This window comes from Micromonospora sp. NPDC023966, assembly GCF_040639095.1.
Taxonomy (GTDB): domain Bacteria; phylum Actinomycetota; class Actinomycetes; order Mycobacteriales; family Micromonosporaceae; genus Micromonospora.
Window position 1 is genome coordinate 494,222 of record NZ_JBEZZJ010000002.1, and the last position, 24,033, is coordinate 518,254.

The 24,033-nt window shown below is 71.1% G+C and carries 16 protein-coding genes; 9 read left to right on the forward strand and 7 right to left on the reverse strand.

All coding sequences use genetic code 11. From position 1 onward, the window contains the following. Nucleotides 1-60 precede the first annotated feature (60 nt). Entirely contained in the window at nucleotides 61-1,890 is a 1,830-nt protein-coding gene (locus AB0F68_RS06355; protein ID WP_357333299.1) for a response regulator, read from the reverse strand. Next, a complete protein-coding gene (locus tag AB0F68_RS06360; protein ID WP_357333300.1) occupies nucleotides 1,887-6,680 on the reverse strand; it encodes a hypothetical protein in 4,794 nt (1,597 codons plus the stop codon). The genes AB0F68_RS06355 and AB0F68_RS06360 overlap by 4 nt, the downstream gene beginning before the upstream one ends. Before the next feature lie 65 nt (nucleotides 6,681-6,745). On the opposite strand from AB0F68_RS06360, the gene AB0F68_RS06365 reads away from it, so the two are divergent. After that, nucleotides 6,746-7,402 carry a hypothetical protein gene (locus AB0F68_RS06365; protein WP_357333301.1) on the forward strand — a complete coding sequence of 219 codons (657 nt, stop codon included), beginning with the start codon at nucleotides 6,746-6,748 and terminating at the stop codon, nucleotides 7,400-7,402. Between the two features lie 127 nt (nucleotides 7,403-7,529). Here the strand turns inward: AB0F68_RS06365 and AB0F68_RS06370 are convergent, their stop codons facing one another. Continuing rightward, nucleotides 7,530-8,306: a DeoR/GlpR family DNA-binding transcription regulator gene (locus tag AB0F68_RS06370; protein ID WP_357333302.1), complete on the reverse strand. Its 777-nt coding sequence runs from the start codon at nucleotides 8,304-8,306 to the stop codon at nucleotides 7,530-7,532. A gap of 37 nt (nucleotides 8,307-8,343) precedes the next feature. After that, nucleotides 8,344-10,353: a beta-galactosidase gene (locus AB0F68_RS06375; RefSeq protein WP_357333303.1), complete on the reverse strand. Its 2,010-nt coding sequence runs from the start codon at nucleotides 10,351-10,353 to the stop codon at nucleotides 8,344-8,346. Between the two features lie 279 nt (nucleotides 10,354-10,632). Here AB0F68_RS06375 and AB0F68_RS06380 point away from each other — a divergent pair, with 279 nt between their 5' ends. From AB0F68_RS06380 to AB0F68_RS06405, 6 genes are all read left to right on the forward strand, one after another. Continuing rightward, a complete protein-coding gene (locus tag AB0F68_RS06380; protein WP_357333304.1) occupies nucleotides 10,633-11,961 on the forward strand; it encodes an ABC transporter substrate-binding protein in 1,329 nt (442 codons plus the stop codon). Nucleotides 11,962-11,981: 20 nt separating this feature from the next. Beyond that, nucleotides 11,982-12,938, forward strand: a complete 957-nt coding sequence (locus AB0F68_RS06385) for a sugar ABC transporter permease (protein ID WP_357333305.1) — start codon at nucleotides 11,982-11,984, stop codon at nucleotides 12,936-12,938. Then, nucleotides 12,935-13,846 carry a carbohydrate ABC transporter permease gene (locus AB0F68_RS06390; protein ID WP_357333306.1) on the forward strand — a complete coding sequence of 304 codons (912 nt, stop codon included), beginning with the start codon at nucleotides 12,935-12,937 and terminating at the stop codon, nucleotides 13,844-13,846. Before AB0F68_RS06385 ends, AB0F68_RS06390 begins: the two co-directional genes overlap by 4 nt. Next, nucleotides 13,843-16,071, forward strand: a complete 2,229-nt coding sequence (locus tag AB0F68_RS06395; RefSeq protein WP_357333307.1) for an alpha-galactosidase — start codon at nucleotides 13,843-13,845, stop codon at nucleotides 16,069-16,071. The genes AB0F68_RS06390 and AB0F68_RS06395 overlap by 4 nt, the downstream gene beginning before the upstream one ends. 113 nt (nucleotides 16,072-16,184) lie before the next feature. Next, nucleotides 16,185-16,577, forward strand: coding sequence for a YciI family protein (locus AB0F68_RS06400; protein WP_357333345.1), 393 nt, complete (start codon nucleotides 16,185-16,187; stop codon nucleotides 16,575-16,577). Between the two features lie 3 nt (nucleotides 16,578-16,580). Then, a complete protein-coding gene (locus AB0F68_RS06405) occupies nucleotides 16,581-17,849 on the forward strand; it encodes a sigma-70 family RNA polymerase sigma factor (protein ID WP_357333346.1) in 1,269 nt (422 codons plus the stop codon). Between the two features lie 74 nt (nucleotides 17,850-17,923). Here AB0F68_RS06405 and AB0F68_RS06410 read toward each other — a convergent pair whose 3' ends face one another. After that, a complete protein-coding gene (locus tag AB0F68_RS06410; protein ID WP_357333308.1) occupies nucleotides 17,924-19,279 on the reverse strand; it encodes a cellulase family glycosylhydrolase in 1,356 nt (451 codons plus the stop codon). Nucleotides 19,280-19,661: 382 nt separating this feature from the next. On the opposite strand from AB0F68_RS06410, the gene AB0F68_RS06415 reads away from it, so the two are divergent. Continuing rightward, complete coding sequence (locus AB0F68_RS06415) at nucleotides 19,662-20,624, forward strand: TIGR03557 family F420-dependent LLM class oxidoreductase (protein ID WP_357333309.1); 963 nt, start codon at nucleotides 19,662-19,664, stop codon at nucleotides 20,622-20,624. 11 nt (nucleotides 20,625-20,635) lie between these two features. Then, nucleotides 20,636-21,466 (forward strand): alpha/beta hydrolase, encoded by an 831-nt coding sequence (locus AB0F68_RS06420; protein WP_357333310.1) that lies wholly within the window; start codon nucleotides 20,636-20,638, stop codon nucleotides 21,464-21,466. 222 nt (nucleotides 21,467-21,688) lie between these two features. Here the strand turns inward: AB0F68_RS06420 and AB0F68_RS06425 are convergent, their stop codons facing one another. Together AB0F68_RS06425 and AB0F68_RS06430 are read right to left on the reverse strand one after the other, a co-directional pair. Then, nucleotides 21,689-22,492 carry an endonuclease/exonuclease/phosphatase family protein gene (locus AB0F68_RS06425; protein ID WP_357333311.1) on the reverse strand — a complete coding sequence of 268 codons (804 nt, stop codon included), beginning with the start codon at nucleotides 22,490-22,492 and terminating at the stop codon, nucleotides 21,689-21,691. 9 nt (nucleotides 22,493-22,501) lie between these two features. Beyond that, nucleotides 22,502-23,992 (reverse strand): phosphatase PAP2 family protein, encoded by a 1,491-nt coding sequence (locus AB0F68_RS06430; protein ID WP_357333312.1) that lies wholly within the window; start codon nucleotides 23,990-23,992, stop codon nucleotides 22,502-22,504. Between the last annotated feature and the right edge of the window lie 41 nt (nucleotides 23,993-24,033).

Here is a 24,033-nt window from a genome sequence, read left to right on the forward strand (position 1 = left end):
ACGCTTGCTCGCGGCAGCCTAGCCCGCCCCGCTGTGAGGTGCCTGTGAACGGCGCCTGCCCTAGCCGTCCGACAGACCTTCGGGCTCGCGGATCGACGGCTCGCAGTCCCCGTCCGTCCTCTGTGCCGGTATGGCCGGATTCGATAGCCGCTCCTCGTCGACCTGGTTGGGGACGCAGGCGGGCGGGCGGGTCTTCCCGGAGTGACCGGTGTAGTCGATGCGGTCGAAGGCATCGGCCGCGAAAATGAGTTGACGCACCGCGGCGATGAGGGCGGCGACCGCTCTCGGCCCCGGCAGCCCGGCCCGCGTGCCCTGTCGGATCAGTTCCTTGGCCAGTGCGGCGTGCCACTGCCAGTGCCACTGCTCGGTCGTCATCTGCAACGCCTCGGCGCGAACGTAGCTCGGCAACTTGTCGACCACCTGGCCGATGAACGCATCGACCGGGTCGGCATTGACGGCCGGTCGAACGGATCGAGCCGGTCCGCACAGTCCATCGAGGTAGGCGGACACCTCGGCCGTGTCCGACCACTGCAGCGGCGCGGCGCCCGCCCGCCGCACCGACAGCACGAGATCGACCACCAGCCGGGCGGCGTCGACCGCCCAGTGGTTCGGCCCATACATGGATGCGTCCACCAGCACCGGTCGGCTGTCCGGGCTCGGATAGACCAGGACATTCGTGGAATGCAGGTCACCGAATGCGTCGATGAAGACCGTCTTCCCTTCGGGTTTCCGGCCACCCGGTAGCGCGCCGTGGTCAACGAACGCGCTAAGTATCTCGGCGCACTCGGCCTCGTCCGACGCCTGCTTCATCCTTCCCCATTCCGCTGCCAGGATTTCCTCGTAGAGGTTGAGTGTCTCGCGGACGCGCAGGCGCAGCACCGGAGTGGCCACGAGCCACTCGCCGAAGGACTTGGTCTCCCGCTGCCCGGGTTCGAACAACTTGGTGAGCTGCGCCCCGAACAGGATGTCGGCGACACTCTCGGCTTGCCGGCCAGCCTGGCCGGACAACCACTCGGCCAGCGTGACCGCGCCGGTGGCGAGGCGGGCGGCGACGGCATGATAGCCGGACTTCTGATGGGTACGGATCTGTCCGGAGAAGCCCACCAGGTCGCCCGCTCCGAGCAGATGCAACGCCCGCTTGTTGGCGTCGAGCTCGAATTCGAGCGCGCGCCGATCCAGCCCGATTTTGAGCACATAGGAGGTGACGGACCGGCCCTCCATGTGATCGACCCGGCACACATGCGCTCCGGATCGGCCGGACGCGAGATAGCCGACCGCCAGGGTCGTGGCATCGGGCCGGTAGTTCGGAGCGAGACAGTCGATGGCGAGACTGCGGACGACGCTCTTTCCAATGGCCACCGAGTCCGCTCCCGGCGGGTTCGGGCTGCCGATGGTGTGCAGGGTGGACTCCAGCGCCAGGTCGCCGTCGGTGAACGTCACCTTCAGGCCGTCGAAGTCGCGCTTGCGTGCCAGATGCAGGCGGATTCTGTTCGCGAGAGCGCGGAAGGTCATACCGCCCTGGCGTCCCATGTTGAGGACGAACCGGATGACCGCCTCATCCGCGCCCGCCCGGAGTGCCTCGTCGCGGAAGTTCGGGTATTTGTTTCCGAGACCGGTGATGACCAGAACGTAAGTGTTTCCGCCTCGAGCCCGGATCGCCTCGACTACCGCGATCCCGCTCTGCTGCCCTTCGCCAAGCCCGTAGTCGACGATGACGAAATCGAACGGAGGGCTGTCGCGGATAGTTTTTCTCGCCGAGGTCGCGTCCGGCAAGACGGTCCAGGTGACCTTCATCCCGATCTCCTCGAACTCCAGGTCCATGGAGTCGCGGATGATAGGGGTGTTGGGGGCCTCGTCATCGACGAGCAGTCCGCGGATCTCCAGCGTCATGTCGACAACCTCCATCGTTCGAATCTGACCTCGACGCAGAAGCTGGCCCAGTCGACCGGGGGCCGGACCGGCTGGAGATCAGCGCCGAACGCGGCAAGCTCGTCCGCGAGCGAGCTCAGTCCTCGGCCTCCTCCCTTGCCTGACGGCCGGCTGCCATCGTTGCGAACCGAAACCGTCACGTACCCGGGTGCGCGGGCCTCGACGGCAACCTCGATGCGCTGGTCGCCGCCACCCACCCGATGCACCTTGACCGCGTTCATCTGGATGTGGGTGAACACGTCCTTGACGATGCGCTCACTGCAGAAGACCGGGAGTTGACCCTCCGATCCGGCGTGCACCTGCTGATCCGGAAAGGTGTTGCGGAGGACCCTCATCAGGTCCGTAGGGCACCGGTCGACAATCTGATGGATCCCCGCCCCGCTCGCCGGCAGAAAGAAGTCGTACCACCACTGCAGATCGCGTAGCAGTTGATCCACGTCGTGCGGAGCCCTCCCGGCACTCGCGCGCACCCGGTCGATCAGGGCGTCGAGCTGCACGGTCGTCTCGTCCAGCGCGCTGCGCCCCGGAGCGGCGTTGACCACCTCCGCGAAGCGGTCCGCGTCATCCCTGCCCAGTCTGGCGGTGGTGTCGCGGGTCAACAGAGCGTTGCGCAGCAGATAGATGTTGGGCAGCACATCAAGGTTGAGGAAGTTGCTGCACACCGCCCAGTCCTCGCGCATGCCATCCAGGTCCTCCCGACGGCGGCCTCGGCCGATCAGCGTGACACTCTGGATGACCCGCCACATCGCGTTCTCGTAGTCGTGGTCGGCGACGGAACGCCGGTGTTCACGCAGCGCGGCCCAGGCGGTCTGTCGATCTGCCGGCTCGGGCGCGACCGTGCGCTGCCCGTGGGAAAGGACGTAGCGCACCAGGTTGCGACTCAGCACGGCAGTTCCCCCGGCGCTGTCGGCCCGCGAGCCACGCAGCTCGTCCTCGAGCCGGACGAGCCGCTGCACGATCGGATGGATCACCAGATCGCGGGAGTACCGGTTCGGGGACCGAGTGGCGGCCACCAGCCGCAGGGCCTCCAGCATCGTCTGCAACACCACCGGCTCGTCGTGCCGGTTCTCGTGCAGGATTCGACTGAGCTGATCGGCGAACGTGATCGCCGAGACTCGGGCCAGGAGGATCACCGCCTGCACCCGCAGCATGGCGTCGGCAGCCGGGGCGGAATCGCCGACCAGCAACAACAGCGCCAGATCAGCGACGGTCGACTGGCACTCCGGGAACCAGAGCGGAGCCGAGCGCAGCCAGTGCGCCTCGGCCACCAGCAGCCGTACCAACGCGTCCCGGATGATCGGCTGCTGGCGCGCGCTGGACAGTTTGCGGGTCACCTCAAGCCGCTGGAGCGTGTCCAGGTCTGCCTCGCGCAGCTCGTAGCGCCAGCGTAGGTACTCCGTGCAGTCCTTGGGTCCGACGTGCGCGCCGAAGAGATCGGTGGCCTGCTCCTCGAAGGCGGCGCGCTTGGATCGCGGTTCCAACAGCCGCAGCAGCCAGTCCCGGTGCGCCTCCAACTTGGCGGGGATGGGCCCGAGCATGGCCAATTCTTGATAGGTATGGCGCAATTTGCAGATGTCGCACCCCTGGCGGCCGCGACCGCTCATGGCAGTCCGAGCCACGTAATGCAGAGCGACCGGGATCGAATCGCTGCGGGACCTGTGGTTCGAGCGGGCAACGGTCGTCGTCTGGTGCAACACCAGTGCGTCGTCACCGGTCAGGCCATTGAGGAGGAGGAATCCACTGATGGCGGCGATATCGCCGGTGGCTGCTATCCGTTGCAGGTGACCGATGGTACGGGCGCTGCCGGCGCCGGCATCGACGATGACCGCATGCCGCGCCCCGGCCGGCAGGGTCACCGAGCCGGGGTACCACCACCATTCACCGACCGGTGCGCGCGGAATGCCGAGAGTGGCGATCACCGGGATGTGGGCGCGGACCAGTGCGGCGCCCAGCGCCTCGGCGACCCGCGGCAGGTCGTCCAGCGTGCCCTCGGGATAGAGCACGCAGGCCGCGGCGGTTTCGGCGTCGCCGCCGAAGGTGGCGTTGTGCATTTCGGTCACCCGCTTGACCAACAGGCGAATGACCAGCTCGGCCCAGTCTCGCTGTCGGAACAGGCGGGTGGGGTCGACGTATGCGGTGTAGTGCCGATCGGCCGGCCGCTCGATGTGACCGAGGCGCGCGGCGTTAGAGCGCTCCATGGCGGCGACGTAGGCCTGCTGCGTGACGAGGGCCTTCGGTATCGTGCGCGTACCCGTCGTGGGCTGGCGGAGCACCGGATCGATCGGGTCCGGCTGACGAGTGAGCGGTGACTCCACCCGCACGTCGACATCGGCAAGCTTGATCATCGGCACGCGACGGTTGAGGAAGAGGACCTCCCCGGGCTCGCTCGTATCGTCGGTCATGCGGGTGTCGACTCCGGCGGCGACCGCGAGCGGCACCATGTCCCGGTCGACGATCTGCAGCAGCGCGTGCTTGAGCGTACGGCGGCTGGACGCCAGGTCGGTGACCAGCAGGACCTGCGCCCCGCCCTCGGTTCCTCGGCGGGCGCGCTCCAACCGCACGTCCTCCAGCGAGTCGGCGTAGCTGTCATGGCCGGTGAATGAGCGCGCGAACGCCGCGACCATGGCGTGCGGCGCGTCGCCGACCCGGACGACCAGCGGAGCTTCCGCCCGGTCGAATCGACCGATGCGGTCCTCCATCCGGGCGGCGAGGGCGTAGCCTGCCAGGCTGCTGAGGTTCAGGCCGGCCAGGATCCGACCGAGATCGCACCAGCGGCTGGCCACCTCCAGGTTCGGAGTGAGGAAGACGCCCTCCTCGACGCCCTCGGTCGTGTTGTTCTCGATGGCGTTCTGCAGCTCGTGGCCGACGTAACTGGCCAGCGCGCTCATCGCGTCCTGCGGCTTGATCCGCAGCTGGAGTGCGTCGTTCTCGGCGTGCAGCACCCCAGTCCGGTTCTGCAGTTCGCGAACGGCGGGTAGCGCCTCAGCCAGGTTACGACCACCAGTGGCAAGGTCGTGCAGACGCACTGGACGCTGCGCCGCGGACAGCCGACGCAGGATCTCCCGCCCGGACGCGGTGCCGCCGACCCAGAAGTGTCGGTTGTCCGGCCCGAGAGCCAGGACCGGGGCCCGCATGTCAGGGGGAACATCGGCGGATCGCGGCCCGCACTCGGCGTTGAGGAACTCCACCGCGACCGACATCATCTGCCGGTTGACGCCGGGAAGGGCAATCACCACCGTGGCCACATCGCCCGGGGCGTTGGCGATGCGCAGCACCTGTGCGATCGCGGTGCCGATGTCGACGTCGTCAGGACGAACGTCGCAGTCGAGTGCGGTGATCGCGACGACCAGGCCGCCCGTGGCCGTCGGCCGTCGACGCAGCTGCCGGCGGATACGGAGCAGGTCCGCCTCGGTCAGCCCGCGCCGACGACGCAGCGAGACGGCCACGCAGTCCAGGTCAGGCCGCCCGTCCTCGCGGCCGGTGGTCCGGGGTGGCGTGATCACTTCCTCCACCCCGAGCTGCGCCTCGTCGTCCGGCTGCAGCAGCAGGTCGCACTCGACGAACGTGCCCGCCGTAACCACAGTGCAGGCCCGAGCCGCGTCGTGCGGATCCGGCGATCGCCCGAAGACGCGGCTGATCAGCTGGCCACTCGAGGTGATCAAAAGGCCGCCCTGGTAGCCGCGCGCGAGACGGGCCACCTTCCACAGCCCTCTGGCATGATGGTCACTCAGCCCGGTCGGCTTGCGCGCTGGCGGCCGGCGGTCCAGCGTGGCCAGGATTGCCTGCTGTGCCTCGCTTGGGTCGACGTCGACCTCCACCGGGTTGGCCGTCGCAAGCGCGCCAATCATGCCGGAGCCGGCATCCGCGACCACGAGGCGGACCAGCGGGCTGGGCGCCTTGGCCGCCCACGTGACCAGGTCACGGATGCTTTCGTCGAGATCGCCGCCGCGGTCCTTGTATGTCTCCGGCGGCACGATGACTCCGCCAAGGAGGATCTGCGGCCGGCCCGGACTCTCGCTGCCACCATCACACAGACCGGAGTGCTCGGCGGCGTTCTCCAGGAGTTCGGCGATGATGCCGGTGCCGATGGCAGCGGCCTGCTCGTCGGACAGCCCGAGATCCTTCAGGTCGGCCACCCACCGGGAGGCTTCGTCGGACTCGGTCAGGCCGCGTGCTTCACCGACGGCGACCCAGCGGTATGGCAGGATCCGGCGACGTCGCTTCGGCAGCTGACCGCCTTCGCCGCCATCGGAGCGGCGCGGACCGTCGATGACGGGTGAGAGTCGCCCGACGCCGTCCGGCGCCTCGAACTCGACCTTCCCGTCCATGTCGGCGTAGGCCGCCTGGAAGCCGGTCTGCTCGAGGTACAGCTGACAGTTGCGCCGGGCCAGCCGCCGCACCCCGGTGGCGGCCTCCTGTGGCGACTCGTGCGCCATTGCATCCGGCTGGGGCGGCACCACGGAGAAACGGGCGCCCGCATCGGTCACCGCGCGCAGGAAGATGAGTAGGTGGCCCAGCGTCACGAAATCGGCGAAGCCGACCTCGGACAGGTCGACGACAATGTGCTGGCCGGCAAACTCGCCGGGAGCGAACGTGGTGTCGGCGAAATAATCGGCGTGGGCGCTCAGAGCGTCCATCCAGGATCGGGCGTTGAGGCGAATGCCGAAATTGAGGAGAATCATGCCGCATCTCCGCTCGATCGCCCGTGTGGAGACTTGTCTGCCGATCACGCTACCGAGCGACATCGACATCGCAAGCATCTGTTCCTTGGCGCCGCGCGAACGGCGCGCGGTCGCCGCCGACGGAAGGAGGAGCCGTGACCGATATTGACGCCCAAGGCGCGTTGGCCGAGTACCAGTCACTCCGCGCGGAGATTGATTCGCGGGCCAAGTTCCAGCAGCAGATTGTCGGTTTACAGCTGACCCTGACCAGCGCGATAATCGCCTTCGGACTTTCTCGTCCAGGTTTCCTGGCGGTATTGCTGATCGTGCCGCTGAGCTCCTATCTGCTGTGTGGGCGCTATGCCGGGCAGCGTACGGCGATGCGCTGGACAACGAGGTACATCGACGAGGAACTCGCCCCGCGGGTGCCGGGTGGACTCGGCTGGGGGGCCTGGTCACAGGCGAACCGACGGCCGGCCCGGCTCTTGGACTGGTTCCTGCCGCTGCTGATCTGCTTCCCCGGGGTGAGCCTGCTGGCACTGGGGTGGACCGTACGACTCATGATCGCCCACCAGGCCTGGTACACGACAGCCGGCTTCGTCATCGTGTGGGTGGTCGGCCTCGTCGCCACCGGCATCTCGGTCTACCTACTCGTGGATGTGCTCCACCGCCCGGCCCCGGGGCGGGCGTCGGCCTCGCGGAACGCGGGCCTGCCCTCAGCGCCGGCTCCTCGGACCGCACGTCCGGGTACCCCCGCAACGCTGGCGTCAGCACCACCGGCACCCGGGGAACCGGTGCCGCCGGTTCGATAGGCGCGAGCGGCACGACCGGGTGTGATCACGCGCCGAAGGTGAGTCGGTTTCCTGACACAGCGCCGCGCACGGTGTCCCACCCGCCGCACCGCGCGCCCTGCCGCACCCGCGCGACCTCCCGCCGCGCCTAGTCGACGTCGACCACGATCAGTTCGCCGACCTGCTCGCCGATCTGCCGGCGCCCCTCCGGCGGCAGCCCGCCGTCGGTGATGAGCAGGTCGGCCTCCTCCAGCGGGGCGATGGTGGCGATGCCGATGGTCTCCCACTTGGTGTGGTCGGCGAGCACCACGAGCCGCCGGGCCGCGCCGATCAGCCGGCGGTTCACCGCCGCCTCCAGCAGGTTCGGGGTGGTGAATCCGGTCGACGGGCTCATCCCGTGCACGCCGAGGAAGAGCAGGTCGACGTTGAGCGCGGCGATCGCCGCCTCGGCCACCGGCCCGGTCAGCGCGTCCGACGGGGTACGGATGCCGCCGGTGAGCACGACCGTCTGGTCGGCGCGCGGGTTCTGGTAGAGGGCGTCGGCCACCGGGATCGAGTTGGTGACCACGGTCAGCCCGCGGACGTCGGCCAGCCGGGCGGCCAGCGCGGCGGTCGTGGTGCCGGCGGAGAGCGCGATGGCCATGCCGGGCTCGACCAGGCCGGCGGCCCGCTCGACGATGGCCCGCTTCTCGGCCTGCTGCCGGATCGACTTGGCCGCGAAGCCCGGCTCCTCGGCCGAGCCCGGACCGGCCAGCGTCGCTCCCCCGTGGACCTTGTCGACCAGGCCCCGCTCGGCGAGCACCTCCAGGTCCCGCCGGATGGTCATGTCCGACACCCCGAAGCGGCTGACCAGGTGGCTGACCCGGACGCCGCCGCGCTGGCGGATCAGCTCCAGGATGGCGCTCTGCCGTTGCTGAGCGAGCATGAATCCTCCTTCGCGCGCAAGCGGCACGGTACGCGGGTCAGACGGCCTCGGGATGGACCGCGGGCTCCTCGCGGACCACCGCCACCTCGCCCGCCGGCACCACCAGCTCGCCGTCGCACCGGCCGCCGCCGAGCAGTTCGGCGCCGGTGACCGCCAGCCGGGCCTCCGCGTCGGTGTGGTTGATGACGAACAGCCAGCTCCGGTCGGCGGCCCGGCGGCGGACCACCTCCACCCCCTCGGGCGCGGCGGCCGCCGGGCGGGCGCCGGCCTCGGCGAGCAACCGGGCGACCAGCCGGTCGGTGGCCGGCTGGTCGAGCCGGGTGCCGAGGTACCAGGCCGCGCCCGCGCCGACCGCGCGCCGGGTCAGCGCCGGCACTCCGGGCAGTGGCCCGTCGGCGTACGCGGCGAACACCTCGGCGCCCTCGGCGTGCAGCCACTCGGTCCACACGTCGGCGGTGGCGCCGTCGTCGAGGCGGACCGACTCGCCCGCCCGGAGCGGGAAGAACTCCTCGGTGCGTACGCCGAGCAGGTCGCGGAAGGAGCCCGGGTAGCCGCCGAGCCGGATGTGGTCGTGCTCGTCGACGATGCCGCTGAAGTAGGTGACCAGCGCAATCCCGCCCCCTTCGACGTAGCGGCGCAGCGCGTCGGCGTCGGCGTCGCGGACCAGGTAGAGGGTGGGCGCCAGGACCAGCCGGTAGCGGGACAGGTCGGTGGACGGGTGCACCACGTCGGCGGTGACCCCGGCCCGCCAGAGCGCACCGTGCAGCGCGGCGAGCCGGTCGACGTAGGTCACGTCGACGCTGGGGTGGGAGTCGAGTTCGGCGCCCCACCAGGCTTCGTAGTCGAAGAGGATGGCGACGTCGGCGTCGACCCGGCTACCGCGTACCTCGGCCAGGGCCTTGAGGTCGGCGCCGAGCCGGCAGACCTCGCGGAACACCTTGGTCTCCGGGCCGGCGTGCGGGACGAGCGCGGAGTGGAACTTCTCCGCGCCGGCCCGGGAGGCCCGCCACTGGAAGAACAGCACCCCGTCGGCGCCGCGCGCGACGTGGGCGAGGCTGTTGCGGCGCAGTTGGCCGGGCGTCTTGGCGACGTTGCGCGGCTGCCAGTTCACCGCGCTGGTGGAGTGCTCCATGAGCAGCCACGGGTCGCCACCGGCGACGCCCCGGGTGTGGTCGGCGGCCAGCGCCAGGCCGACCTGGGGCTGCGGGTCGGCGGCGGTGAGGTAGTGGTCGTTGGCGACCAGGTCCACGTCGGCGGCCCAGGAGTGGTAGTCGAGGTACTTGATGCCGGTGCCGATCATGAAGTTCGTGGTGACCGGCTGGGTGGTGAGCCGGGTCAGCAGTTCCCGCTCGGCGCGCAGTTGGGCGCGCTGCTCGTCCGAGGAGAAGCGCAGGAAATCCAGCTGCTGGGTGGGGTTGGCGAAGGTGGGCGCGCTCCGCGGCGGGTTGACCTCGGCCCAGTCGTGGTAGCGCTGGCTCCAGAACGCGGTGCCCCAGGCGGCGTTGAGCGCGTCCAGGTCGCCGTAGCGCTCGCGCAGCCAGCGGCGGAACGCGTCGGCGCTGACGTCGCAGTAGCAGTGCACGTTGTGGCAGCCCAGCTCGTTGGAGACGTGCCACATGACCACGGCCGGGTGGTCGGCGTACCGGCCCGCGACGGCCTCGACTAGGGCGAGCGAGCGCTCACGGAACACCGGTGAGCTGGGGCAGTACGCCTGCCGCCCGCCCGGCCAGAGAATGGTGCCGTCGGCGCGGCGGGGCAGCGTCTCCGGGTGCCGGTGGGCCAGCCAGGGCGGCGGGCTCGCGGTGGCGGTGGCCAGGTCGACGCTGATCCCGCCGTCGTGCAGCAGGTCGAGCGCCCGGTCCAGCCAGCCGAACTCGAAGCGGCCGGGAGCGGGTTCCAGCAGGGCCCAGGAGAAGATCCCGACCGAGACCAGGTTGACCCCGGCCCGGCGCATCAGCTCGACGTCCTCGACCCAGGTCTCCTCGGGCCACTGCTCCGGGTTGTAGTCGGCGCCGTACCAGATGTGCTCGCCGTGCCAGTTCCGCATGAGAGCAGAGGGTGCCCCCGAACGGCACCCAAGTCAACACTTTCCAACATCGACAGAAATTCCAACGTTTACCTTCTCTTCCCCGTGTCACAACTGGGTTATCGCTGTCCTCTTGCCCTCTTGACAGCGCCGAACCAAGGGGTAGCTTCAACCGCCACCGGCTGTTCGTGTTCGGACATGTGGATTCACGGTGGATCTACGCCGGCCGCCACGAACACCGATCCCCGCCACCGATCACGGCCCTTGGGCGCAGCGCACCTCTTCCACGCAGGAGGCACAATGTCCCGTCCCCGCTCGCAAGCCGAGTACCTCGCCCGACTCGTACCCCCGTCCGTCGCCGGCCTAAATCGCCGCTCGCTGCTCGCCGGCGCGGCCGGCGCGGGCGCGCTGCTCGGCACGGGATTGCTCGCCGGCTGCGGCTCCGACTCCGACTCCGGCGCGGGGTCCAAGACCGTGTCGATCGGCTCGAACGCCTCGGACCCGACGCCGAAGGACGTACTCGCCAAGCTGGCGGCCGGCTTCCAGAGCTCGTCCGGGGTCCAGGCCACGATCAACACGGTCGACCACAACACGTTCCAGGAGAACATCAACAACTACCTGCAGGGCAAACCGGACGATGTGTTCACCTGGTTCGCCGGCTACCGGATGCGGTTCTTTGCCGCCAAGGGCCTGGCCGGCGACGTCAGCGACGTCTGGGGCAAGCTCTCCGGCTACTCCGACGCGTTCAAGAAGGCGTCCACCGGGGACGACGGCAAGCAGTACTTCGTGCCGGCGTCGTACTACCCGTGGGCGGTGTTCTACCGGAAGTCGGTGTGGCAGCAGCGCGGCTACCAGGTGCCGAAGACGCTCGACGACTTCAACGCGCTGGGCGCGCAGATGAAGAAGGACGGCCTGAACCCGATCGCCTTCGCCGACAAGGACGGCTGGCCGGCGATGGGCACTTTCGACATCCTCAACCTGCGGATCAACGGCTACCAGTTCCACGTCGACCTGATGGCCGGCAAGGAGGCGTGGACCTCCGACAAGGTGAAGAAGGTCTTCGACACCTGGGCCGGGCTGCTGCCGCTGCACCAGCCGGACTCCCTGGGCCGAACCTGGCAGGAGGCGGCCCAGTCGCTGCAGCAGAAGAAGAGCGGCATGTACCTGCTCGGCCTCTTCGTCGCCCAGCAGTTCAACGAGAACGAGCAGGACGACATCGACTTCTTCACCTTCCCCGAGATCGACTCGACCATCGGCGCCAAGGCCCTGGACGCGCCGATCGACGGCTACATGATGGCCCGCAAGCCGAAGTCCGAGGCCAACGCCAAGAAGCTGCTGGAGTACATCGGCGGCGTCGACGCCGCGAACATCATGGTGAAGGGCGACCCCGGCACCCTGGTGGCCAACACCGGCGCCGACACCAGCGGCTACACCGCCCTGAAGAAGAAGGCCGCCGAGCTGGTCGGCTCGGCCACCGAGATCGCCCAGTTCCTCGACCGGGACACCCGGCCGGACTTCGCCTCGACCGTGATGATCCCGGCGTTGCAGCAGTTCATCAAGGACCCGAAGGACATCAGCGGCCTGCTGACCAGCATCGAGAACCAGAAGAAGTCCATCTTCACCAGCTGACGGCGGAAAGGGGGGACATCGTGTCCGACCTGCCCCTGGTCCAAGCGGACCGCGCCGTGCCACCGCCGGCCGCGACCACCGCCACGCGTGGTCGCGGCCGCCGGCTACGGCTCCTGTCCCGCACCGACCGCGTGGTGATCACGCTGATGGTGCTCGTACCGCTGCTGCTCGTGGTGGCCCTGGTCTGGCTCCCGGCGCTGGCCACCGTGGCGCTCTCCGGCACCAACTGGGACGGCATCGGCCCGCTCGCCGACATCGACTGGGTCGGCCTGAAGAACTACGACGACGTGGTGAACATCTACCCGCCGTTCGTGCCGGCGATCCAGAACAACCTGCTCTGGCTGGCCGCCCTCTTCGTGGTGGCCACCCCGTTCGGGATGTTCCTCGCCGTGCTGCTGGACAAGGAGCTGCGCGGCAGCCGGTTCTACCAGACCGCGCTCTACCTGCCGGTGGTGCTGTCGCTGGCGCTGATCGGCTTCGTCTGGCAGCTCATCTACAGCCGCGACCAGGGCCTGCTCAACGCGCTGCTCGGCACCCAGACCGACTGGTACGGCGACCCGAATGTGAACATCTGGGCGGTGCTCCTCGCCGCCGGCTGGCGGCACGTCGGATACATCATGCTGCTGTATCTGGCCGGCCTGAAGGGCGTCGACCCGTCGCTGCGCGAGGCCGCCGCGGTGGACGGCTCCTCGGAGGTCAGCACCTTCTTCCGGGTCGTCTTCCCGGTGATGCGGCCGATCAACATCATCGTGCTGGTGGTGACGGTGATCGAGTCGCTGCGTGCGTTCGACCTGGTGTGGGTGATCAACAAGGGCCGGAACGGGCTGGAACTGATCTCCGCGCTGGTCACCGCGAACGTGGTGGGCGAGGCCAGCCGGATCGGCTTCGGTTCGGCCCTGGCGACGATCATGCTGGTCGTCTCCCTGGTCTTCATCACCCTCTATCTGTTGACTGTGATGCGGGAGGACCGGCGATGAGCAGCGCGACCCTGACCCGTGACCCCGGCACCGCGGCGCCGCCCGCCCGCCGCCGGCCCCTGCGGCCGGCCCGGGTGGTCCTGCACGTCTTCCTCGCCGCGGTGGCGATCGGGTGGCTCTTCCCGATCCTCTGGGCGGTGCTGACCTCGCTGCGCTCCTACGAGTACACCGCCACCAACGGCTACGTCTCGCTCGGCGGCTGGACCCTCGACAACTACGTGACCGCGTGGCAGACCGCCGAGTTCGGCAAGCACTTCCTCAACTCGGTCTACATCACCCTCCCGGCCGTGCTGCTGACCCTCTTCCTGGCCTCCTGCGTGGCGTTCGTCATCGCCCGGTTCAGCTGGAAGTTCAACATCGCCCTGCTCGGCCTCTTCACCGCGGCGAACCTGCTGCCGCAGCAGGCCCTGCTCATCCCGCTGTTCCGGATGTTCACCGAGATCCCGCTGCCGGCCTGGATGAGCGACTCGGAGCTGCTCTACGACAGCTACTGGGGGCTGATCCTGGTCAACGTCGCCTTCCAGTGCGGCTTCTGCGTCTTCGTGCTGAGCAACTACATGAAGGCCCTGCCGCACGAGCTGTACGAGGCGGCGATGGTCGACGGGGCGAGCGTCTGGCGGCAGTACTGGCAGGTGACCATGCCGCTGTGCCGGCCGGCCCTGGCCGCGCTCGCGACGCTGGAGGTGACCTGGATCTACAACGAGTTCTTCTGGGCCACCGTGCTGATGCGCACCGGCGACAAGTTCCCGGTGACCAGCTCACTGAACAACCTGCGCGGCGAGTTCTTCACCGACAACAACCTCGTCTCGGCCGGCTCGGTGCTGGTCGCCATCCCCACCCTGGTCATCTTCTTCCTGTTGCAGAAGCAGTTCGTCCGGGGCCTCACCCTGGGAGCCAGTAAGGGATGACCATCGTCCACCTGCGCCGCGCGCGGACCAGCCTGGTGCTCGACGCGCGCGGCCCCGGCCTGCCCCGGGTCGTGCACTGGGGCGCCGACCTCGGGCCGCTGCCCGCCGCCGACCTGCCCGCCCTGGTCGACGCCACCGTCCCGCCGGTGGTGCCGAGCAGCTTCGACGCGCCGACCGTGCTGTCGCTGCTGCCCGAGGCGAGCGCCGGCTGGAGCGGCCGGCCCGGCCTGTCCGGACACCGCGACGGCCGGGACTGGTCGACCGCTTTCCGGCTCACCGGGCTGGACGTCGCCGACCGCGGCGACCTGCCCGCCGCCCCGGAACCGAGCCGCGTGGCGGCGGGCGGGGAGACGGTGCGCGTATCCGAGGAGGAGCGGGACCACGGCGGGGCCGGGGCCGCGCGGGTGACCGTGCGGGCCGCGGACCCGGGCGCCGGCTTGTCGCTGACCGTCGAGATCACCCTGAGCGCGGCGGGGCTGCTGACCGTGCGGCACCGGCTGCGCAACGACGGCGACCGGCCCTACGAGGTACGCGAGCTGACGCCGGTGCTGCCCGTGCCGGCGGTCGCCACCGAGCTGCTCGACCTGACCGGGCGCTGGTGCCGGGAACGCGCGCCGCAGCGGCACCCGTGGCCGATGGGCGCCTGGGTCCGCGAGGGGCGGCACGGCCGGACCGGGCACGACGCCACCCTGCTGCTGGTCGCCGGCACCGCCGGGTTCGGCTTCCGGCACGGCGAGGTGTGGGCGGTGCACACCGCGTGGAGCGGTGACCACGTCACGGTCGCCGAGCGCCGGCCGACCGAGGAGGCCACCCTCGGCGGCGGTGAGCTGCTCACCCCCGGCGAGATCGCGCTGGGCCCGGGCGAGGAGTACGCCACTCCCCTGCTGCACGCGGTCCACTCCGCCGACGGTCTGGATGGGCTCAGCGACGTGCTGCACACCCACCTGCGGGCCCGCCCGCGGCACCCGCGCGGCCCGCGCCCGGTGACGCTGAACGTCTGGGAGGCGGTCTACTTCGACCACGACCTGGACCGGCTCAAGGGTCTCGCCGACCGGGCCGCCGAGGTGGGCGTGGAACGCTTCGTGCTCGACGACGGCTGGTTCCGCGGCCGGCGGCACGACCGGGCCGGGCTGGGCGACTGGTGGGTCGACGACGACGTCTGGCCGGACGGGCTGCAACCGCTCATCGACCACGTCCGCGCCCACGGCATGCAGTTCGGGCTCTGGGTCGAGCCGGAGATGGTCAACCCGGACTCGGAGCTGTTCCGGGCCCACCCGGACTGGGTGCTCCAGGCACCCGGTCGGCTGCCGCCCGAGTGGCGGCACCAGCAGGTCCTCGACCTGGCCAACCCCGACGCGTACGCCCACCTGCTCGGCCGGCTGGACGCGGTGCTGAGCGAGCACGACGGGATCGCCTACCTGAAGTGGGACCACAACCGCGACCTGACCGAGGCCGGGCACGCCGGCCGACCCGGGGTGCACGCGCAGACCGTGGCGGTCTACCGGCTGCTGGACGAGCTGCGCGCCCGGCACCCGCACCTTGAGATCGAGAGCTGTTCGTCCGGCGGGGCGCGAGTCGACCTGGAGATCCTGCGGAGAACCGACCGGGTCTGGGCCAGCGACTGCAACGACGCCCTGGAACGGCTGGCCATCCAGCGCTGGACCGGGCTGCTGCTCCCGCCGGAACTGATCGGCACCCACATCGGACCGGAGCGCTCGCACACCACGCACCGGGTCCACGACCTCGGCTTCCGGGCGGTCACCGCGCTCTTCGGCCACCACGGCATCGAGTGGGACATCAGCGGGATCAGCGCGACCGAGCGGGCCGAACTCGCCGCCTGGGTGGCGCTGCACAAGCGGCTCCGCCCGCTGCTGCACTCCGGTCGGGTGGTCCGGGTCGACCACCCGGACCCGGCCGTGCAGGCCCACGGCGTGGTCGCCCACGACCGCTCCCACGCGGTGTACGCGGTCTCACGGCTGGCCACCTCGATGGCCCAGGTGCCCGGCGTGGTCCGGCTGCCCGGCCTGGACCCGTCCCGGCGCTACCTGGTCCGGCCTCCGGCCGGGGTACCGGAGCCGGCGCTGCTGGAACTGGCCCCGCCGGGTTGGCTGGCCTCGGCCGGCGGGGTGACGCTGAGCGGGTCGGCGCTCGCCTCGGTCGGGCTGCAACTGCCCGCCCTGCACCCGGAGCAGGCGCTGCTGCTGGAGGTCACCGCGGCGGGCTAGATTTTTCTGAAATTTCCCGGCGGCGGATGTCGAGCGGCGGGGTGGCAGCTTCTACCGAAGGGTGGAAGCATCGACAATCGGTGCTCGGGCGTGAGGAGCCAATCGTGAAGTACATGCTGCTGATGCAGTTCAGCGCCGCCGGGACCGACTTCCCCTCGATCGACACCTGGACGCCGGACGAGATCCGGGCGCACATCGGGTTCATGGGGGAGGTCAACGCGAAGCTCGTCGCCGACGGGGAGTTCGTGCAGGGCGAGGGCCTGGGCGGGCCGCAGCAGGCGCGGATCGTGCGGGCCGGCGAGAACGGCGCGCCGGTGGTCACCGAGGGGCCGTTCGCGGAGACCAAGGAGTTTCTGGCCGGCTGGTGGATCGTCGACTGCGAGACGCCGCAGCGGGCCGTGGAGATCGCCGCGCACATCTCCACCGCACCCGGCCCCGGTGGGCGACCGCTGAACATGCCGATCGAGGTGCACCCCGTCATGTCGGCGCCGTCGCAGGAGCCGTGACCCCTGGGCGTCCCGGAGCACACCGTCGAGGACCTGCTGCGCGAGTTGGCGCCGCAGGTCCTCGGCGTGCTCGCCCGCCGGTTCGGCGACTTCGCCACCGCCGAGGACGCGGTGCAGGAGGCGCTGCTGGCCGCGGCCACCCAGTGGCCCGTCGACGGGCTGCCGGACCATCCGCGCGGCTGGCTGGTGCAGGTCGCGTACCGCCGGATGATCGAGTTGGTCCGGGGCGAGGCGGCCCGCCGCGACCGGGAGGACCGGGCCGCCCGGCGCGGCGGCGACGACCGGCGGACCGCGCCGGCGGCCGACGAGCCGCTGACCGCGGACCGGGACGACACCCTGGTGCTGCTCTTCCTCTGCTGCCACCCGACGCTGTCCACCGCATCGGCGATCGCGCTGACCCTGCGCGCGGTCGGCGGGCTCAGCACCGCCGAGATCGCCCGCGCCTTCCTCGTTCCCGAGGCCACCATGGCGCAGCGGATCAGCCGGGCCAAGCAGAGCATCAAGTCCTCCGGCCTGCCGTTCCGGATGCCGGCGGAGGACGAACGGCAGGCCCGGCTCGCCGCGGTGCTGCACGTGCTCTACCTGATCTTCACCGAGGGGCACACCGCGAGTCTCGGCGGCGACCTGCGCCGCGTCGACCTCTCCGAGGAGGCGATCCGGCTGACCCGGGCCATGCATGCCCTGCTGCCCGCGGACAGCGAGGTGGCCGGCCTGCTCGCCCTGATGCTGCTCACCGACGCCCGGGCCGCCGCCCGGACCGGCCCCTCCGGCGAGCTGATCTCGCTGGCCGACCAGGACCGCTCGCGGTGGGACGCCGCCGCGATCGCCGAGGGGACCGCCCTGGTCACCCGGGCGATGGCCCGGGGGCCGGTCGGGCCGTACCAGCTCCAGGCCGCCATCGCCGCCCTGCACGACGAGGCGCCGACCGCGGAGCGGACCGACTGGCCACAGATCCTCGCCCTCTACCAGGTGCTGGAGCGGCTGGCGGAGAGCCCGGTGGTGTCGCTGAACCGGGCGGTGGCGACGGCCATGGTGCACGGCCCGGCCGCCGGGCTGGCCGCCCTCGCCGTGCTCGCCGCCGATCCCCGGCTGACCGGCCACCACCGCCTCGACGCGGCGCGGGCGCACCTCCACGAGATGGCCGGCGACCGGGACGCGGCGGTGGCGCACTACCGGGCCGCCGCCGGCCGCACCACCAGCCGCCCCGAACAGGAGTACCTGCTCATGCGGGCCGCCCGCCTGGCGAACCCGAGGCGATCCGCCCCGGCGTGATCACGTCGGGGCGTACCCGGAAAAGGGTGGTGGCCGGGTCCGCGCGGACCCGGCCACCGGTGGTGCCTCGGCGCTCAGCTCGCGGTGCAGGTCACCGCGGGAATCGCGTTGCCGCCATTCCAGCTGCCGATGAAGCCGAACGTGGTGCTGGCCCCGGCGCCGAGCCGGCCGTTCCAGTCGACGTTGCGGGCGGTGTACGCCGAGCCGCTGTTGCTGACCGCGGCGTTCCACGCCTGGCTGACGGTCTGGCCGTTGGCGAACGTCCACTTCGTCGTCCAGCCGGTGATCGCGGCCGCGCCCGCGGTCACCTTGACCTCGCCCTGGAAACCGCCCTGCCAGGAGTTGACGATGGTGTAGCCGGCGGTGCAGCCGGCCGGCGGCGGAGTGGGGCTGGTGGTCGGGCTCGGGCTGGTGGTGGGGCTGGTGGTCGGGCTCGGCGAGGTGCCGGCGAAGACGGAGGCCTCCTTGGCGGTGGCCTTGATGCCGTTGGCCCCGTTGAAGATCCGCTGGCCCCAGCTGGTCAGCTGGTTCGGGTCGAAGTTGGTGACCATGTCGAGGTACTCGACGCCGCCGCCGTTGCCGCTCCACGACCAGCCGAGGTAGCCGATCCCGTTGGCCTGGCTGTAGGCCAGGATGGTGTCCTCGTCGGGGTTGCCGTCGGAGTGGTTGAAGCCGAACTCGCCGACCACGATGGGCAGCCCGGCGGTGCGGAACCGGCCCAGGTAGTCGGTGATCTCGGCGGCGGTGTCGAAGACGCCGTACATGTGGATCGAGAAGACGGTGTTCTTCTGCGGGTCGGCGGCGAAGACCGTGCCGGCGTTGTCGCGCATGGTGAAGGACCAGTCCTGGCCCCAGTTCGGGGCGTCCACCATGATCGTGTGGGTCAGGCCGCCGGCGCGCAGCCGCTTGATCGCGTTCGCGGTGTCGGTGGCCCAGGTGCCATAGCCCTGGTTGCCGTACGGCTCGTTGCCGATGTTGACGATGACGTACTTCTCCTGGCCCTGCAGCGCACTGGCGATGCTGAGCCAGTAGTCGACCGCCCGGTCCAGGGTGATGGCGCCGCTCTGCTCGCCGTAGCCGGTGGTGTCGTGCACCTCCAGAACGCAGATCAGGCGGTTGGCCTTGCAGAGTGAGACGACGTTGGCGACGTCGCCGGCGCTGTTCTTCGTCCAGCGGTCGCCACTGGCCAGCACCACCCGGACGGTGTTCGCGCCGAGCGCCTTGATGTTGGCGAAACTCGTGGTCTGCTGCGGGTACCAGGTGTGCGCGTGATTGACCCCGCGCATGACGAACTCGGTGCCGTTGGCGTCGTAGAGCCGGCCGTTCGCGACGGAGAAACCGGCGGCGGCGTGCGCCGGCTGCCCGAAGGCGAAGACGGCGGCGAGGACCGTCAGCAGGGCGGCGCCCGCGACGGAGAGCAACTTCTTCATGGCTGTCCTCAGGGAGGTCTCCCCCGTGCCCAGGGTGGGGGTGCGGTGATGGTGACGAGGGCGCGGCGGCTGAGCCCGACAGCCGCTGCCCGACTCCCGGCGGGCGCAGGCATCAGCGTAGGGCGATGGGACGCGGAAGGCAACCGGTTAAGCTGATCGGCCGTTCGGGGTGGCGTCCTGCGGCGGCCCATGTCGCCACGGGCCACCGCAGGGGCGGTCATCCCCACCACAGGATGGTGCGCCACCGGGTCTGAACCGGTTAAGCCGGACTGTAGGCAGCATCCCCGCCGACGTCAAGGCGCACGGGCGCCGAAGTGGACACCAGGGTTGACCGCCGCTGGGCGGGGTACCCGGTGACGATCCGCCCGGAAGGAGATGAGCCATGGTCAACGTCGGCTACACCCTCATGTGCGAACAGGCCGGCCCCAAGCAGCTGGTCGACCACGCCGTCCGCGCCGAGGCCGCCGGCTTCGACCACCTCGTGACGTCCGACCACTACTATCCCTGGCTGGACTCGCAGGGCCACTCCCCGTACGCCTGGTCGGTGCTCGGCGCGGTCGCGCACGCCACCAGCCGGGCCGAGCTGCTCTCCTTCGTGACCTGCCCGATCCGGCGCTACCACCCGGCCGTGGTGGCGCAGAAGGCCAGCACGGTGGGGGTGCTCTCAGACGGGCGGTTCACCCTGGGCCTCGGCGCCGGGGAGAACCTCAACGAGCACGTGGTGGGCGGCTGGCCGCACGTGCAGCAGCGGCACGAGATGTTCGAGGAGGCCCTCCAGATCATCCGGCCGCTGCTCAACGGCGAGACCCTGACCTTCTCCGGCAACCACTACGACGTGCCCGACGCCTACGTCTGGGACCGTCCGGAGCGGCCGGTGCCGATGGCGGTGGCCGCCTCGGGCCGGCAGTCCGCCACCCTCGCCGCCGAGTACGCCGACGCCATGATCGCCACCGACCCCCTGCCGCACCTGGTCGAGATGTACGAGGAGGCCGGCGGCGCGGGCCGCCCCCGCTACGGGCAGGTGGCCATCTGCTACGGCCCGGACGAGGCCGAGTGCCGCAAGATCGTTCACGACCAGTTCCGCTGGTTCGGCCTGGGCTGGAAGGTCAACGCCGACCTGCCCGGCCCAGACGCCTTCGCCGCGGCGAGCCAGTTCGTCCGCGAGGAGGACGCGGCCGAGAGCATCCCCTGCGGGCCGGACGTGGACCGGCACGTCGAGGCGTTCAAGAAGTTCGTCGACGCCGGGTTCACCCACGTGGCGCTGGTCCAGGTCGGCGGGGACAGCCAGCCGATGTTCCTGGACTGGGCGCAGGAGGAGCTGCTGCCCCGGCTGCGCGAGCTGTGACCGCCCCCGCGGTGCGACCCTCGCCACCGGGGCGCTTCGGCCCGGCGGAGCTGCGGCTGGCCCTGGCCGCGCCCCGGCCGGCCGCCGGCCTGACCAGCGAGTTCCGGCTGGTCGACGGGCTGCGTACGCACACCCGCCGGTCGGCCGACCCGGGCGGTGACGGGCCGCCGGTGGTACTGGTGCACGGCCTCGCCGTATCGCACCGCTACCTCACCCCGCTGGCGCTGGCCCTGTCGGCCACCCACCCGGTGTACGTGCCGGACCTGCCCGGCTTCGGGCTGACCGAGCGACCCGGCACGGCGTACGACGTGCCCCGGCAGGCCGCCTTCCTGGCGGAGTGGCTGGCCGCGTACCGGCTGGGGCCGGTCTGCCTGCTCGGCCACTCGTTCGGCGCGGAGGTGGCCGCGGCGCTCGCCGCCCGACGGCCCGACCTGGTGCGCGCGCTCGTGCTGGCCGGTCCGACCAGCGACCCGGCCGCCCGTTCCCGGCGCGGCCAGTTCGGGCGGTGGCTGGTGGACACCCTGTGGGAGGCGAAGTGGCAGGCGCCGATCCTGCTCCGCGACGTCCTCGACGCCCGGCCGTGGCGGGTGCTCGCCACCCTGTCCCACTCGGTGCGCAACCCGATCGAGGCGGACCTGGTGCGGGTCGCCGCCCCGACGCTGGTGCTGACCGGCGCCCGGGACCCGGTCGTCCCGGACGGCTGGCGCACGGAGGCGGCCCGCCTGGTCCCGGACGCCCGGACGACGACCGTGCCGGGAGCCGCCCACAACGTGGCCACCACCGCGCCCGCCCAGGTGGCCGACGCGATCCGCGACCTGCTGGCGCCCGTCCTGCGAAGGTGAGTCCATGCGCATCGGAAACACGGAGATCCGGCCCGTCGGCGGTGGCCTCGGCTGCCTGCTGATGATCCTCTTCTCGATCCTCGCCTCGGTCGTGCTGACCGTGCTGCTGAACCTGCTCATCTGAACTCGTCACGCTGATCTTCGTCGCCATCGTCGTCACGGACCTGACGAGCTAGGCGGCTCAGCGGCGCAAGAGCCGGCGGCCGGCGGCAACCGCTCCGGTCAGCCGGCGGTCAGGTCCAGGTCGGCGACGACCGGGTAGTGGTCGGAGGCGCTGTCCGCGGAGCCGGCGCGAACCACCCGGACGGCGCGGGCCGCCGCGGCCAGCGCCGGGGTGGCGAGCAGGTAGTCCAGCCGCATCCCGGCGAACTCGGCCCCGCCGTGTCGGGTCGGCACGGTCAGCCCGCCCGGCTCGCCGCCGCCGGAGTGCGGCCAGAGGTCGACCAGCCCCGCGTCGAGCAGCCGGGCCACCGCCCGGGTGTCGACGGTACGGCCGTCGCGGCGCAGGTGACGCCGCCGGTAGAGGGCGTCGAGCCCGGCCAGCCGGGCGGTGTGGTCGACCCTCGGCTCCAGGGTGTTCAGGTCACCGGCGAGCAGAGCCAGCGCTCCCCCGGTCCGCCGCACCGCCACCGCCAGCCAGTCGGCCTCCATCCGCCGCCCCCCGCCGGAGTACGGGTTCAGGTGGGTGCTGAACACGGTCAGCGGGCCGGCCCCGGTGGCCACCTGGACCCGGGCGGTGGCGTGGTGGAAGGGGCGGCGTACCCGGCCGGAGCGGAGCACCCGCAGCGGCGGGCGGACCAGCACCGCCACCGGCTGCCCGAAGCAGGCCCGGGCCAGGTGCGGCACCATGCCCACCCGATCCGCCAGCTCGGCGAGCCCGCCGCCGCGGTCGAGGCCCCGCAGCTCCTGCAGGGCCAGCAGGTCGGGGCGCTGCGCGGCGACCACGGCGACGATCCGGTCCCGGCGGTCGGTGCCGTCGCGGTCCCGCCCGCCGGTCCGGATGTTCCAGGTCATCACTCGCAGCATCGGCGCCGGTCAGTCGTCCCGGCCGGCCTTGGCCAGCTCGTCGTCCAGCTCGCGCACCTGCTCCGACTCGATGGCCGGCCGGTTGCCCCGCCGCACGTCCGCGTTGGGGCGGACCACCCACCAGAGCAGCGAGAGCCAGAGCGCGCCGAGCAGGATCGCGCCCATGAAGTCGGTCGGGTGGTGCATGCCCCGGTACATCCGGGAGGTGGCCACCCCGACCGGCATGATCACGGCCAGCGCCACGAAGAGCCAGCGCCACCAGCGGTCGGTGCGCGGCAGCACGATGATCGCCATCGCGGTCCACAGGCAGATGGTGGCCGCGATGTGCCCGGACGGGAAGGACGAGGTGGGCATCTGCCCGTCCAGGTTCTCCACCGGCGGGCGGGGCCGCTCGACCAGCCGGGCGCTGGCGAGGAAGAGGCTCAGCTCGCCGAACATCGCCAGCACCACGAAGAGCACCGGCCGCCAGCGCTTCCAGACCGCCAGCACGATCGGGCAGAACACCAGCGAGACCAGCAGGATGGCGTGGGTGTCGCCGAACTTGCTCCACCACCAGCTCAGGTCGGTGAGCGTGTCGGTGCGCCGGTCAGCGAACCAGTGCGGGACCTCGGTGTCCAGGGTGTCGAAGACGGTGCCCTTGGCGTGGTAGCTGACGTACATGCCGAAGGCGTAGAGGGCGCCGAAGACGATCACCCAGCCGACCAGCAGCTCCGCCATCGACGAGCGGGGATGCTCCAGCACGTGCTCCTCGGCCGGGGCCGGGGTGATCTCCTCCCCCACCTCGGGCTCCAGGCCCTCGGCGAGCGGGGGCACCGGCCGGCCGCGCTCGCGCCGCCACAGCCGGAAGGCGTACGCGGTGACGCCCAGCCAGGCCGCGCCGAGCAGCCAGCCGCCGAGCACGTCCGAGACGAAGTGCACGCCCAACGCGATCCGGGTCAGCCCGACCAGGACGACCAGCGCGCCGGCGACCGCGATGGCCGGCTTGCGCCAGCGCGGCGCCACGGCCGGCAGGAACACCAGCAGCAGCGCCCCGTACGCGACGAACGAGCCGAGCGCGTGGCCGCTGGGGAAGCTGTTGCCCGGTGCGCTGGCCACCGGCACGTCCACCACCGGGCGCAGCCGCCCCACCAGCGCCTTGAGCGACGGGTCGAGGATCAACCCGCCCACCCCGGTGATGATCAGGTAGACGGCGAGCCGGGGCTGGCGGCGGATCAGCAGGCCGACGACCGCGATGGTGATCAGCCAGATCAGCACCGGCCGCCCGCCCAGGTCGGTGACCGCCTGGAGCACGGTGACCAGCGGGTGGTGCGGCGCCACCAGGCTGTTGAACCACTCGGCCGCCTCGTGGTCGGCGTGGTAGAGCGGGCCCCAGTGGAACCGGACGAGCATGAGCAGCACGCCGAACCCGACCCCCGCGCCGGCCACGACGAGCAGCCCCGCGAGGCTCCGCTCGGCGAAGTGGCCGAGCGGCCGACGCGTCGCCTCCTTGACCGCGGTCACCCCACACCTCCCTTGTCTGCTGCGAGGCGCGCAGTACCCGA